This window comes from Bacillus sp. 37MA (genome assembly GCF_000372765.1).
Classification (GTDB): Bacteria; Bacillota; Bacilli; order Bacillales; family Domibacillaceae; genus Domibacillus; species Domibacillus aminovorans.
Genome location: NZ_KB889752.1, coordinates 480879 through 495685, shown reverse-complemented (window position 1 = coordinate 495685; position 14807 = coordinate 480879). Strand labels below are relative to the sequence as shown.

Genomic DNA, 14807 nt, shown 5'->3' with positions numbered 1-14807 from the left:
AGAGACTCATCGAGACCTAACTTAGATGTTAGGCCTCGATGAACATGTCTTCTATATAATTTACTTATGCCCAAGGGCGGTGAAATAGCGAGTAATAAACGAGATTGCCGTTTCAATGGCAGCTTCATCCGGGTTCAATTTTGCGTGGTGAAGGCCGTATTCAGAACCGACGCCCAGCCAGAACATCATGCCTGGTATTTCTTTTAGCATAAAGCCAAAATCTTCACCGGTCATCGCTTCACGTGAATGAACGAACTGAATATCCGTTTGCGCTTTGGCAAATTGAATAAATCGGTCCGTCACTGCTGGATCATTAAATACTTGATAGTAGCCGCTGCCATTATCAATTTCCGACTCGCATTCAAAGGATGCTTCAATGCCTTTTAATAGTGCTTGAACACGTGCTTTTGCCTTCATCATCGCTTCCGGTGACAACGTGCGGATCGTCCCTTCTAGACGCGCATGCTCTGCAATGACATTTTGCACAGTACCAGCTGTCATTTTACCAATTGTCACGACCGCGCTGTCGAGCGGATCGACGTTTCTAGACACGATCGATTGAAGCTGTGTAACGAAGTATGACGCTGCAACAACCATATCTTTCGTTTCATGCGGATAAGCTGCATGTCCGCCCTTCCCTTTAAAATCAATAAATAACTCTGACGTATTCGCGAACAAAAGACCTGGCTTTGTTGCAATAGTACCAGCGGGATGTTCCGGCGCAATGTGTAGTGCATAAATTTCATCGGGCATCCATGCTTTTAATTCTTTAGACGCCATGAGCGGCTCTGCGCCACCCGGTCCTTCTTCTGCCGGCTGAAAGATAAAAACAAGATCGTCATTGATTGGATTTTCGACGAAATGTGTAACAACACCGAGAGCAATGCTCATATGAAAGTCATGTCCACAGGCGTGCATCCGGCCTTCATGTATCGATGAAAACGGGAGATCTGTTTTTTCAGTAATCGGTAAACCATCAATATCCGTACGCCAGCCGATTGTTTTCGACGGTTTCAATCCTTTCATTTTAACAATAATGCCGGTACGCCACTTTTTTAGTTCGATCCGGTCCTGCGGCAATGTATGTAAATAGTTTAATAAATATTGTTGTGTTTTCTCCTCTTCAAAGCCAAGCTCCGGAATTTGATGGAGATCGCGGCGAATATCGACAAAACGGTTCATGTGCACAGTCCTCCTCTTTTTTAAAAAGAACGCGTAGGCAATTGCCCACGCGTTCTTCCCTCACCGCTCTTACAGTTTGCGGAGTTCTTGAATAATTTCTGTTTTTGATTTTGTTTTATCATCAATTTGTTTAATAACGCGTGCTGGTGCTCCAACAGCAACCGAGAATGGCGGAATATCTTCTGTTACGATAGCGCCTGCTGCGATAACGGAACCTTCACCAATACGGCAGCCTTCAAGAACGACAGCATTTGCACCGATTAATACGTTATCTTCAAGTACAACTGGTGAAGCGGATGGCGGCTCAATAACACCCGCTAGCACAGCTCCGGCACCAACATGGCAATTTTTACCAACTGTTGCCCGACCGCCAAGTATTGCATTCATGTCAATCATCGTGCCTTCACCAATAACAGCGCCGATGTTAATCGAAGCACCCATCATAATAACAGCATTGTCACCAATTTCAACTTGATCACGAATGATAGCACCCGGCTCAATACGCGCTGTAATATTTTTCATGTCGAGAAGCGGGATCGCTGAGTTGCGACGATCGTTTTCAACAACGTAATCCGTCACTTTGTCTTTATTTTGCTCAAGTGCCTCTGATACTTCAGCCCACTCGCCAAATACGACAACGGATTTACCTTCGCCAAACACTTTCGCAGAAGCGCCAAAGTTGATTCCTTCCACATCACCGTTTACATATACTTTGACTGGTGTTGATTTCGTGCTGTTACTAATAAATGAAATAATTTCATGTGCATCCATCATTTTCATAATTATGTATTCCTCCTCAGACTTTTTATATTAAATTTTTCTGCTTTTACTTTACCAAAGTAAAGCAATTTTCACAAGCAATTTTCATCCGATTTTTCCATAAACCGTTCAACCGTTTCAACAAATGCCTGCACTTGCCGCAGTTCAAACGCAGCATCATAGCCAAGCATCCACGTATCTCGCTGGATCGGTTCTCCGTCGCGGTCTAGAAGCGGCGTTTTATACAAATTATTTTCCTGATTTGAAAGCGTAATCGCCGGCAAAATCGCATAGCCGATTCCATTAAATGCCATTTGACGGCACGTTTCAATTTGATCAACAACAATAGAACGCTTTGGTGTCACCTGAAATCGATTATGCCACCATTCCTGAATTTCCTGATCGTAATTTGAATCACTTTTAAACTGAATGAACGGTTTTTCTGTCGTTAATACTTCTTCTACATCCTGAATGTCTTTATCAACTAAATAAAGCGGATCTTCAAACAAATGAATTTTTCGGCCTTTCCATTCAGGTGTTCCTCGAATGATCCCAATATGAACATCACCTTCATACAGCTCTTTTAAAATTTCACTGCTCCAGCCCGTCATAAGTTGAATTTTCGCATACGGATATCGCTCAACAAAGAGTTTTAATACTTTTGGCAGCCAATTTTGGCCGACAATGCTTGCGCAAGCAATTTTTAGCGTTCCATGTACGTTTGGTTCCAGTGATTGCAATTCTTCGAGCAGTCCTTCTTTTTTCTCAAGCGTTTCTTTTGCATAATCAACAATAAGTTCACCTGCAGGCGTTAAAGACAGTCCTTTTGTTGAACGGTTAAATATTTTGTGCGCCCACTCTTTTTCAATCGTTTGAAGCCGCTGGGAAAGTGCCGGTTGAGAGACAAAAAGACGCTCGGCTGCTTTTCTCATATTCATTTCTTCTGCAAGCACCGTTAACAAGCGGATTTCTGAAAAGGACATCTTTTTTATTCCCCTTTCTTCAAAAACAACAGCAGCATGAACGAAACCACTGCAAATAGAAATACGATCCAGTATACGACGTGAAGCGATGTCGTCAACCCTTCGCTTAAAATGAAACGGGCGGATTCGCTCATCTGAACGCCTTCTCCAAGAAGCTCATTAATGGAATCAACGGTTAAATCATCAGACGCATCCGGATTATTTTGCAAATAAGCAGTAAGACGAATATTCAATATACCACCAAGAAGTGCAGCACCGATCGTATTGCCAATATTGCGCATAAACATATTTGATGCCGTTGCCGCTCCCCGTTCATGCCAGTCGACGGCGTTTTGAATGGAGACAATAAAGGCTGTTGAAGTCAGCCCCATGCCAATACCTGTTACAAAAGATGAAGCCGCTGCCCACCAAGGTCCGTAAGACGGATCCATAGAGGCGAACATAAGTCCACCCGCAAGCAGCGCCGCACCACCAATCAATGTCGTCGTTCGATAGCCAGCAAACAAAATAAGCCTTCCAGACAACGATGAAGCAATCGGCCAACCAATAGACATAGCGGTTAATGTGAACCCTGCTATCGTTGCACTTTCCCCCATTACACTTTGCACATACATCGGTAAAAAGGTCGAAATGCCGATCAGCATAATCCCAGTCGTCAATGATACAAGATTAGCGATTAAAATCGGACGCATTTTCCATAAATGAAATGGCATCATCGGCACAGCAGTCCGCTGCTCATGAAAGACAAAGAAAACGAGTGAAATCATTCCGACAATGAGAAGCGGAATCATGAAATCGGTTTTCCCTGCCTCGACAAGAATATACATAAAAGATGAAATACTCATTAAAAACAAAACCGTTCCGATGTAATCAATATTTGGTTTCTTTTTCTCCACTTTTTCATGCAAAAAAAGAAATAGCATAATGATCGAAATAACGCCAAGCGGCACGTTCATCCAGAACACCCAGCGCCACGAAACAAATTCAACAAGCAATCCTCCCAGCGCTGGACCAGATACAGCAGAAATACCCCATACACTAGCTAAATAACCCTGTACTTTCGCCCGTTCTTCTTTCGTATAAATATCACCGACAATCGTTGTCACCACCGGCATGATCGCCCCAGCGCCTATTCCTTGTATAAACCTAAATAAAATCATTTGCTCCATCGATGCTGCAAAACCGCATAAAACAGAGCCAATTAAAAAGATCGTGATCCCGGTAAATAAAACCGGGCGGCGTCCAAAAATATCGGAAAGTTTTCCATATATTAAAACGGTCGCTGCGTTCATTAACAAATAGGCTGAAAATACCCAGCTATATAATGAAAAACTACCGAGGTCAGCTACAATATCCGGCATGGCCGTCGCCACAATTGTCGCTTCAATCGCGCTCATAAACATTGCCAGCATCACAGCAACTAGTACGAGGCGCTGGTTTGTTTGTCTTTCTTTCATAATTTGATCCTTCTTTCAACAAAAAAAGACCCGCCCCTTAGGCAGATCCCCGTTAATTCAGCTGATCGATGTAATGATTCAACTGTTTTAAAATGACCCGCCTCGTCAAAATCCCTTCAAAATAACCCTCTTCATCGGTCACACACAAAAAAGGATGATTAATTAACAGACCGAGTGCTTTTCGAAAATGATCATGAACCGTTAAACTCGGCTTATCCACTGCCATGACTTCTTTCACTTTCATATGTTCAAGCCGTTCGAATTCAACTCGTTCAAGACCCAGTATTGCTTCCGTGATCATTGGGATACTGATTAAGCCTTCAAGACGGTACTTTGTGTCCAGCACAGGAATCGCCGTATAGCCGCTTTTTGTCAAAATGAGAAGCGCATGCTCGAGGCTGTTACCGCGCTGAACGAATGCTACTTTCTCCCCTGGGATAATGTAATCCATAATATTTATCTGTAATACATCTTTGTTTGTGAAGGAAATCATCTTGATTCTCCTTTTTCCTTTTGTAAGCGCTTAACTTATCTTCTATTATAGCAAACCGTGTAAGCAATTCGCCAGGTAGACGAGCCGTTCTTTTAAATTAAAAAAGATTCGGCTCACAAATGGCAACTGTCTTATGCCTGTTCCTGCTGTTTCGCTTCTTGAAGCAGTTCGAAAATTTCAATCGCGGTCATGTCAATATCGTCAAACGGATATTTACTTCCTTTTCCATCTTTATCATACACTTCAAGCTCAAATGTATCTTTATTCGGGAAATATTTCACCTGACAAAGCATTTTTCCGTTCAACTCAAAAAGGCGTTGTTGCACTTCACCCTGCTCTCCGCCCTCCTGTAATGACTTTAAACGCTGTACAATTCCAACTAGTTGCGACATATATTGTCGACCCCTTTCGATTCGTAATCCATTAAGTAAGCACAAGAAATATACCATACATCTATTTGATAATCCAACATTTTTATCCCTTTTTTTCACCGATTTCGCTCAAAAAGAGACGCCAAAAAATTAGCGTCCCCTAAGCCAAACGATGAGAATAATACCTGCAAAGATCACTATTGCAGCCACGTACGTCCAGAAAATCGGATTGAGCGTATAAGGATGACTGCGTACGAGTACACCTAGGTTTTCATCCTTTACTTTTCCAGCTGATGCTCGTCTCATGGCGGCCACTGTACCGAAAATCGCAGCGGCAAGCAAAATGATTGAACCAATTAGAAAAAATGCGATGACAGCCACCTACTCATTCTTCGTGATATTTGCTAGTCTCCCCCGCTTTCCTTCTTCTTATACACTAATATAAAAGCCCTTCCTGATCGTACAAAAATTCATAAGGAATGTCGAAAAACAAATATTCATTATCTCTGATTGGGCATGAAAACGTACGAATCGTTTCTCCCGTTTCAATGTCGCTATATAAATCAGAAATAAGTCCACCACCATTTTTCCGCATTCTTAATATATTTTCTAGAAAATAAGGACGCCAGCTCCAGTTCTTATCGAAATACTCCGGCTGAAACACCCAATCGCCTTCTTTTTTAAAATAGTTAGGTGTCAGTTCAAAACCATTTTCATCGCATATATAAAGGCGAAAACACATGCCATCAAAATGCTGCCCGATTTCTTCCAATAGTTTTTCTTTAGAAGCTGATTTTGATTTGGACAAAATCGTATCGAGCTCCATTTCAATTTTATCTGCTAGTGTATATACGCTGTTTAGCGCCTGTTTTTCGTAAGAAATAAACTGACTGCATTTCTCTCGCAGCATAGCTTTTAACTGATCCGGATTTACAAATACAGGAGATGGTTCAGCAAGGTAAAATCCTTGATAATAGCGGCCGCCATTTTTCCATGCATATTGCAGTTGATATTCGACTTCTACTGTTTCAAATAAAAGGGATGCGCCAATTTTCCTTGCAAACATAGATAGAGAATAAACTATGTTTTTATATGTTTGATCTCCTGCATCTTTGCGGAGCGCCTGCAGACTTACTTTTAATATATCCGGGGAGTAACTAGCAAAGTGACGAATATCGCCTTCTGCTTCGCCAAGATGATCTACTGCCAGACGGATGCCAAGCGTCTTGTAATAGCGCAAAACGTTATCCAGCGAAGCGCTGTATTCTGCTGCCGAAATTTCAAGTACGATTTTATCAAGCGTCACCCCTTTATCTGTATAGCTTTCGATGATCGCAAGAAACGATTCACCATAGTCTTCGAGAAGTCCTGATACCTGCCGATTAATAAATAGAAACGACTTCTGTTTTTCAGCTGTATAATCATCAAGCGCTTTTTTTAAAATAACATCTTCCACTTCATGGCGGTATTCATCCGGCGTATCTTCATCATGAAAAAAGCCGCCAAGACTCTTTGCCTTCTCTCCATCCATATAACGGCCAAGTACTTCGTAGCCAGCAATTTTATGTTCATCAGCGCTAAAGATCGGCTGATAATATGGGATGACCCGGTCGAGATTACTCATTATTTCCAATGCATCCATTGAAGGACCCCCCTTTTTCCATCAAATCGCTTATTATTATACATGACTTTTCTCGAATATGCTTTCATCAGAAAACCCGGCCTGTTTAAGGGCCGGGTTCATTTCTTATGACGTCGGGCAAAATCAACAAATCGGAATTTATCCAATCGGTGTCTTGACTCTGTATATTGAAATAGGCTTGCATCATCCAATGTATATACAAGTCGTCAAGATAGAAAGAAAACGATTACGCAAAAAAAGACAGCGGAATTCACTGACCGTTTATTAACATGGAAATTGATTAATCCCTTGTACGATAAAAAAGCTCCGCATAACGACTCTACACGGAGTTTTTCTTTTCACTCTTCGTCTTCTCTTACTCGATACGCAGCCGTTAACGATTCCATCTGGCTGTTAATGTATATATCGCCTTTATTACGTTCCACATAACGGGAATTTCCTTCACTATCTTGGTAACGCGCTTTTGCATTATCTGATAATTGTAATTGAAGGAAATTTGTTAAACGGTCTTTTAATTCATCTTCTATAATGGGGAATAAAATCTCCACCCGTTTAATCATATTACGTGTCATCATATCAGCGGATGATAAATATACCTTCCGCTTCCCCGCATGATGGAAGTAATAAATGCGGCTATGCTCTAAGAAACGACCAATGATGCTAATGACGCGAATATTTTCACTCACGCCTTGTATCCCTGGCTTCATGCAGCATATACCACGGATAATGCAGTCTATTTGAACACCCGCATTTGACGCTTCATAAAACTTCATGATCAAACGTTTGTCTGTTAATGAGTTCATTTTCGCAATAATCCGGCCGTTACCGTGTTTTTTATGAATCTCAATTTCTTCTTCAATCAATTTAATAAATGCCTCTTGAATGTCATATGGTGCGACGACAAGATGATTATATTTTGGCTTATCCATATAGCCACTCAAATAGTTAAAGAAATTTGTTGCGTCAATGCCAAACTCTTTTTTCGACGTAATCAACCCATGATCTGTGTATATTTTCGCCGTAGCATCATTATAGTTCCCCGTGCCCAGGTGAACAAATCGTTCAATTCTTCCCGCAAGCTTACGGACGACGAGCGTGATTTTACTGTGTGTTTTCAAATTGTGCATGCCATAAATAACATGGCAGCCTGCCTTTTCGAGCTCTTTTGCCCACTGCACATTATTTTCTTCATCAAAACGTGCTTTCAATTCAACAAGTACCGTCACCTGTTTTCCTTTTTCTGCGGCCCGTTTCAGTGATTCAATAATCGGTGAATCGCCGCTGACGCGATACAACGTCATTTTAATCGCCAGTGCTGATGGGTCGTCTGCTGCCTGTGAAATAAAATCGACGACCGGTTCAAACGACTCGTACGGATGATAAAACAGAATATCTTGCTGCAATGTCTTTTCAAACACATCTTCACGCGATGATAAATCTTCCGGAAGCTGTGGAATAAACGTTTCGTACGTTAATCCTTCCCTCAATAAACTTAATTTTTTCGTAAATGGGAAGAATAAGGTTAAATCGACCGCACCTTCAATTTCATATACATCTTTATAGTGAATTTCGAGTTCATCCAATAAATAATCAAGCACATGCTGATCAAAATCCTGCGACTTAATCTCAAGGCGGACCGCAGCTCCCCATTTCCGCTTTTTCAACTCTTTTTCAATTTCAAGAAGCAAATCACGTGCGCCTTCTTCATGAATTTCCATATCCGCATTTCGCGTAATCCGGAACATGTTTACATTTTTCACTTTATATCCTTGGAAAATACGATCAATAAAATGAATAAGTACATTTTCTAAAAGGACATACGTTCCTCCCTTTGCATCAGAAGGTACTTCAATGACCCGTTCAAGGACACCTGGTACTTGAACGATTGCCACACGGTCTGCTTCTGCTTCAGGGTCATCATTTTCAAGCATAACAACTAAATTCAAACTTTTATTCAAAAGCATTGGAAACGGACGATACGCATCGATTGCCATCGGGGTCAGCACTGGAAACACTTCATTCTCAAAATAGTCTTGAAGGAACTTTTTTTGTTCAGCATTCAATTCGTTCGGTTTTACGAAATGAAACCCTTCTTCTTCAAGAGCCGGCAAAATTTCTTCTGTCAGGACACGGTTTTGTGTATGTACCAGTTCATGTGCTTTTTCACTAATCGCTTTTAGCTGCTGTTTTGGTGTTAATCCTGCTTTGTTTTCCGGTTTATTGAAACCGGCTTTCACCTGATCCTTCAGTCCGGCGACACGCACCATAAAAAATTCATCCAGGTTGGAGCTGAAAATAGCTAAAAATTTCATTCGCTCAAGAAGTGGATTATTTAAATCCGATGCTTCCTGCAATACACGCTGATTAAAATTAAGCCAGCTCAATTCACGATTATTATAATAACTTGGATTCGCTAGGTCCTTTTCCACCTGTCCATTCACTGGACATCCCCCATTTCAATCATTTTTGTTTAAACTGTAATGTAATCTCTTTATGCAGCGCTTTTTCAAGTTGTCTTTTTTGCTTAACACTCTGGTAACGCTCCGCCATTTCATTGCCTTCACAATAGACAGTAATGAGAATGCTATCTTGCTTCTCTTTGACATCAAGATCCTGTACGACGCTTCGTTTTGAGCTATTTAAGCTGTAGCATAGTTTCAACAGAGCACCGTATTCACGCATTTTTTGTATTTCTTCTTTAGTAAACCATCCATTAAATTCTTCTAAATACTGCTTTAATGTCGAATTATTTGTGAATGACGCAGTTAATGAAAGATACGCTTTTTCAGAATGTGTAAATCCATCAAATAATGAGTTAATTAACAAATAAAATGTATGCCTGCTTTTAGAACTTGATGAGATATATTCCCCTAGATAAAATAGCGCTGCTGATTGTTCAATTATAAATCGTTCTTGCTTTGTGACGTTTAGTAAACCTTCTTTTTCAAAACCATTCACCATTTTTTCCATCAACGCCATCATTTGATGATGATGCTCATCGTCATGTCCGTACACTTTTAAAAGCCGTTTAATTCCGTTTCGCTTCACGTCTGCCGCTGTTTTATACTGTCCGCCTTTTATACGTTCAAGCATAATGCCATCGCGGAGCCCGCGTGAACTGACGATTAAGCCGTTTGCATTCGTATGTACGGCCATCTGGTAAAATACTTCGAGCGCTGGCAAAATCAAATCGGCCCGCTCATTGGAAAGGCCATCCACCTTTTCCAGTTCTGAATACGATAATGATGACAGTTCTTCGCGTAGCCTATCAAGTGCATCTAACGTTAAATCATATCCATGAACACCGAGCGGCGGATAATTTTCTTTTAACTGCTGCACAATCGCAAGGTTCCGTGCACTTCCTCCAATGGCTGCAATAACGCCATCCGGTGCTTTTTGCAGCCACGGATACCTTGACAATTCACTTTGAATGTATTCCGCCATTTTTTTCTGTTCTTTCGGCTTCATCCGACCTTCTGCAATAAACATCTGTTTAAGTGAGACAACACCAAATGGAAAGCTATGTGAATATTTCAATTTTCTATTTTCAAACAGTGTAATTTCTGTACTCCCCCCGCCAATATCAATCGTCAAGCCATTGTCTACGGGCATCGTTTTTAATACAGCTGATAAACCGTATAGTGCTTCTTCTTCACCTGATAAAAGCCGGATTTGAAAAGCGGTTTCTTCTTTCACTTTCCGAATGATTTCATCCCTGTTTTTTGCCTGGCGGATCGCAGCAGTTGCCGCGCATTCCACTTCTGTTACATCATAATAATCAAGTACTTCACGAAAGTTTTTCAGTGCTTCAAGTAATAGTGCTATTCCTTCATCACTCATCACGCTCGATTCATCTAGAAAACGATTCAATCTGAGCGGCGCTTTTACGTTACGGAATTCCTCAATTCCTGCTCCTTGTTCTTTATATAAAACGAGACGAACTGTATTCGACCCGATATCAATAATTGCTGTTCTACTGTGCTCCATCGGTTTTCCTGCTTTCTTTTTTATTCATCTTTTCCACTTAAATATACCATGCAAACCATTATGATTGCTTTCAAATCCGCCTGAAAAAGTGTATAATAAGAAAAAATGAATGCGAAAGGAGTCTCAATTGTGAGTAAATTATCTGAACCTTTCACCGAACCTTCATCTGATGATATCCTCGCCAAAGCGATCTTTACAGTTAACCGTCATGCAAAGACGGCTACAAATCCAAAATATTTGTATCAGTTAAAGAAGCAAGCCCTCTTAAAAATGATTAAAGAAGGCAAAGCGAAAAAAAAAGGCCTTCACTTTTCCCGAAATCCAAAGCATAGCCGACAGCAATCAGACGTCCTCGTTGAATGTGGTCATTATACATTCCATATACCGCCATGCAAAGAAGACTTCAATCTACTTCCTCATCTAGGACGCCTCAATGAGGAATTTCGTAATCCGCGATGCTCGATGAGTTTGTCAAAAGCAAAAGGAGTGTTGGAAGCGTATACTGGGATGAAAGAAGACCAGTCAAAACGTAACCCTCCAGGCCGTAAACAGTATACAAAGCCCGTTTTTAAACCGCTTGGACAGTCATATTAGAACGAAAAAGGACGCAGCCCGCTTGGCAAGCGTCCTTTTCTCTTTTACAGTGCAAGTTCGTCAATATATTCAACAAGACGGGCAATTTCCGGTTTGCTCACCTGGGCATCTGCACCGACACCTTTTCCTTTATGACGCAGCTCATCTGTAATGAGAGATGAGAAAATGATCACGGGCAATTTATTTAATTGCGGATGCTCTTTAATACGTTTCGTTAAATGATGGCCATCCATTTTTGGCATTTCAATATCCGTCACGATGAGCTTCACTTTTTCAAAGGTATTTTCTTGTTCAATGGTGGATTCTAAATAGTCGTACGCTAACTGACCATTTTCAAAAAACTCAACTTGATCATACCCTGCTTCACTTAGCGTATCGTGAATTAGTTTACGCAGCAGCGGCGAATCTTCTGCAACAATAAGTTGTTTTTCAGACCGTTCTCGTTTGCCAAGGCTCTGAATTTGATCGATATGAATACCTGAATATGGATTAATATCGACAACAATTTTTTCAAAATCAATCAACAAAATCATCGTTTCACTCATTTTGATCACACCGATAATTTGATTGTCGATACCTTGGTACATTTCAGATGGTTTCTCGATATCAGTCCAGGAAATACGATGAATACGCGTTACATTTTGTACATGAAAAACGACTTTTTGCTGGTTAAATTCCGTCACGATATATTTATCTGTCGCTTGATTAACCGATGGAGGCATACCGAGCACTTTCGCCATATCGATGACCGGAAGCACTTCATCACGCAGTTGAATGATCCCTTCAATGTGATCATGTGCATGCGGAATAAATGTAATCGGCATCGGTTGAATAATCTCTTTTACTTTCATGACATTAATACCATATTTGTTATCCTGCACTTCAAATTCAACAATTTCCAATTCATTCGTGCCTGATTCAAGTAAAATACCATAATCATTTGTCATATGTCATTAGACCCCTTACGCATTTTTATTTTACTATATCACGAAATAAAAAAATGCGTATGGTTGAAAAATTTAGATTTTCTTAACAAAAATTTAGATTTTCTTAACATTGTAAACATTACGTTTACATTATAATAACAATAGTACTTAATAAAGGTGGCTTACAAAATGGAACATCGATTAAACGAACGTGTAAAAGAAATTGAAATATCCGGCATACGAAAGTTTTTCAATCTTGTCGGCACAACTGAAAACATGATTTCATTGACGATCGGGCAGCCTGACTTTCATACATCCGATCACGTAAAGGCAGCAGGTATACAAGCGATTGAACAAAATGCAACTGTCTACACACCAAATGCTGGACTGCCCGAGTTAAAAAAAGCAGCAGCTGAATTTTACAAACAAAAATATGATGTTTCGTACAATGCAGAATCAGAAGTCATTGTCACGGTCGGGGCGAGCCAAGCGATTGATATCGCTCTTCGTACCATTTTGCAACCTGGAGATGAAGTGATTGTACCCGGACCCGTTTATCCGGGATATGAGCCTATTATTCATTTATGTGAAGCGAAAACGATCATGGTAGATACGACTAAAAATGACTTTCGCATAACAGCAGCCCTCATTGAACAGTCATTGACGCGCCGAACGAAAGCGATCATTTTGCCTTATCCCTCTAATCCAACCGGCGTTAGTTTAACAGATCGTGAACTTCAGGACATCGCACAGCTTGCAAAAAAACATGAATTATTCATTCTGGCGGATGAAATTTATAGTGAAATTATTTATGAACGACCGCACGTATCAATCGCCTCTTACCTTCCCGAGCAGACGATTGTCATTAATGGTCTGTCGAAATCGCATGCGATGACCGGCTGGCGAATTGGTCTTTTATTTGCATCTGAAATTATTACCCGTCACATATTAAAAGTACATCAATACAATGTTTCATGCGCCTCATCTGTTTCACAAAAAGCGGCAATTGCGGCGTTAACAGCCGGCATCGATGATGCAATCCCGATGAGGGAAGAGTATAAAATCCGCCGTGATACAGCTTATGATAAAATCCAAACACTCGGATTGAAAACAGTAAAACCGGATGGTGCGTTTTATTTCTTTGTCAAATTACCGGATGATTTCAGCGGCTCATCCTTTGACTTTTGCCTCACACTTGCGAAAGAGTACAAAGTGGCTGTTGTACCCGGCAGCGCTTTTTCCCCTGCTGGTGAAGGGTGGTTCCGTCTTTCATACGCTTGCAGCATTGAAGACATCCAAGAAGGACTAGCACGAATTGAACAATACCTTAACCATTTAAAAAAGTAAAAAAACAGCAGGTTCTCTTCGACTGAGAACCTGCTTTTCTTTACTTGTTATATGCTTTAATAAGTGCCTGCGTACCATTTTCCGCTTCACCTTGCGCTGCCAGCTTTTCATACATGTCTTTCGCCATTGACAGTCCCGGCAATTTTAAGTCCATCTGTTCTGCTTCTTCAAGGGCAATTTTCATGTCTTTAATAAAGTGTTTAATAAAAAAGCCTGGTGCAAAGTCCTCTTTCATCATACGGGGTGCAAGATTTGACAATGAATAGCTGCCCGCTGCACCGAGCGCTATACTTTTTAGAACTGTTTCTGGATCCAGTCCAGCTGTTTTCGCATAAGTAATCGCCTCGCACACACCTATCATGTTCGATGCAATCGCAATCTGGTTTGACATTTTTGTATGCTGTCCAGCTCCTGCTCTTCCTTGATACACAATATTTTCACCAAATGTATCAAATAACGGTTTCATTTCAGTAAAAATATGTTCATCGCCGCCAACCATGATCGACAACTTTCCTGACTGTGCAAAAATATCTCCACCTGAAACAGGCGCATCGAGTACAGAAATGTCTCTCGCTTTGCCTTTCTCATATAGTTCTTGTGCAAGACTCGGCTTCGATGTTGTCATATCAATAAAGACTTGTCCTGCATGACTCCCTTCAAACAGACCGTTTTCTCCTATGTATACTTGCTCTACATCTTTCGGTTCACCGATAATCGTAAATACAACATCTGTTTTAGATGCCAGTTTAGACGGCGTTTCGCACCAAGTTGCACCTGTCTCGAGTAAATCAGCCGCTTTTGATTTTGTTCGTGTGTAGACAAACAACGGATAGCCTGCTTTTTGCAAATGAGAAGCCATATGTTTCCCCATTACACCTATACCAATAAACCCAACTTTTTGTTTGTTCATCATGTCGCCTCCTTTATATAGTCTTTTTATTGTCGCATATTTCAGAATTTTTTTGCACAAAAAAAAGTTCAGACAACGAGTTGTCTGAACAAAAGTGAGAGAAATGGAGAATAAAAACTGGTTACATTCGTACTATTCCCGCTCTCTCTTTTTTTA

General features: G+C 40.7%; 14 protein-coding genes and 1 pseudogene. 2 read left to right on the top strand and 13 right to left on the bottom strand.

Annotated features, from left to right (window positions below):
• Window positions 1–60 precede the first annotated feature (60 nt).
• From A3M5_RS0102645 to A3M5_RS0102600, 11 genes and pseudogenes are all read right to left on the bottom strand, one after another.
• Complete coding sequence (locus A3M5_RS0102645) at window positions 61–1182, bottom strand: N-acetyldiaminopimelate deacetylase (protein WP_018392204.1); 1122 nt, start codon at window positions 1180–1182, stop codon at window positions 61–63.
• Between the two features lie 69 nt (window positions 1183–1251).
• Window positions 1252–1962, bottom strand: a complete 711-nt coding sequence (gene dapD / locus A3M5_RS0102640) for a 2,3,4,5-tetrahydropyridine-2,6-dicarboxylate N-acetyltransferase (RefSeq protein WP_018392203.1) — start codon at window positions 1960–1962, stop codon at window positions 1252–1254.
• A gap of 71 nt (window positions 1963–2033) precedes the next feature.
• Window positions 2034–2924, bottom strand: coding sequence for a transcriptional regulator CcpC (ccpC, locus tag A3M5_RS0102635; RefSeq protein ID WP_018392202.1), 891 nt, complete (start codon window positions 2922–2924; stop codon window positions 2034–2036).
• A gap of 5 nt (window positions 2925–2929) precedes the next feature.
• Window positions 2930–4381, bottom strand: a complete 1452-nt coding sequence (locus A3M5_RS0102630) for an MDR family MFS transporter (RefSeq protein WP_018392201.1) — start codon at window positions 4379–4381, stop codon at window positions 2930–2932.
• Between the two features lie 52 nt (window positions 4382–4433).
• Window positions 4434–4874 carry a cyclic-di-AMP-binding protein CbpB gene (cbpB, locus tag A3M5_RS0102625; RefSeq protein WP_018392200.1) on the bottom strand — a complete coding sequence of 147 codons (441 nt, stop codon included), beginning with the start codon at window positions 4872–4874 and terminating at the stop codon, window positions 4434–4436.
• Between the two features lie 131 nt (window positions 4875–5005).
• A complete protein-coding gene (locus A3M5_RS0102620) occupies window positions 5006–5266 on the bottom strand; it encodes a YkuJ family protein (RefSeq protein ID WP_018392199.1) in 261 nt (86 codons plus the stop codon).
• A gap of 129 nt (window positions 5267–5395) precedes the next feature.
• Complete coding sequence (locus A3M5_RS0102615; RefSeq protein ID WP_018392198.1) at window positions 5396–5626, bottom strand: hypothetical protein; 231 nt, start codon at window positions 5624–5626, stop codon at window positions 5396–5398.
• 55 nt (window positions 5627–5681) lie between these two features.
• A complete protein-coding gene (locus A3M5_RS0102610; RefSeq protein WP_018392197.1) occupies window positions 5682–6887 on the bottom strand; it encodes an EAL domain-containing protein in 1206 nt (401 codons plus the stop codon).
• A 98-nt stretch (window positions 6888–6985) separates the two neighbouring features.
• Window positions 6986–7078: pseudogene (locus A3M5_RS25105) on the bottom strand (trehalose operon repressor); the annotation flags it as partial.
• A gap of 147 nt (window positions 7079–7225) precedes the next feature.
• Window positions 7226–9328: an RNA degradosome polyphosphate kinase gene (locus A3M5_RS0102605; RefSeq protein ID WP_018392196.1), complete on the bottom strand. Its 2103-nt coding sequence runs from the start codon at window positions 9326–9328 to the stop codon at window positions 7226–7228.
• A 19-nt stretch (window positions 9329–9347) separates the two neighbouring features.
• Complete coding sequence (locus A3M5_RS0102600) at window positions 9348–10874, bottom strand: Ppx/GppA family phosphatase (protein ID WP_018392195.1); 1527 nt, start codon at window positions 10872–10874, stop codon at window positions 9348–9350.
• Window positions 10875–10979: 105 nt separating this feature from the next.
• Here A3M5_RS0102600 and A3M5_RS0102595 point away from each other — a divergent pair, with 105 nt between their 5' ends.
• Window positions 10980–11468, top strand: coding sequence for a YkyB family protein (locus A3M5_RS0102595; RefSeq protein WP_051080826.1), 489 nt, complete (start codon window positions 10980–10982; stop codon window positions 11466–11468).
• 44 nt (window positions 11469–11512) lie between these two features.
• Here A3M5_RS0102595 and A3M5_RS0102590 read toward each other — a convergent pair whose 3' ends face one another.
• The gene (locus A3M5_RS0102590; RefSeq protein ID WP_018392193.1) at window positions 11513–12415 is read right to left on the bottom strand and encodes a chemotaxis protein; all 903 of its coding nucleotides are present in this window, start codon (window positions 12413–12415) and stop codon (window positions 11513–11515) included.
• 168 nt (window positions 12416–12583) lie between these two features.
• Between A3M5_RS0102590 and A3M5_RS0102585 the strand changes: the two genes are divergently transcribed.
• Window positions 12584–13741 carry an aminotransferase A gene (locus A3M5_RS0102585; protein WP_018392192.1) on the top strand — a complete coding sequence of 386 codons (1158 nt, stop codon included), beginning with the start codon at window positions 12584–12586 and terminating at the stop codon, window positions 13739–13741.
• 40 nt (window positions 13742–13781) lie between these two features.
• On the opposite strand, the gene A3M5_RS0102580 is transcribed toward A3M5_RS0102585, so the two are convergent.
• Window positions 13782–14651 (bottom strand): NAD(P)-dependent oxidoreductase, encoded by an 870-nt coding sequence (locus A3M5_RS0102580; RefSeq protein WP_018392191.1) that lies wholly within the window; start codon window positions 14649–14651, stop codon window positions 13782–13784.
• Window positions 14652–14807: the final 156 nt, after the last annotated feature.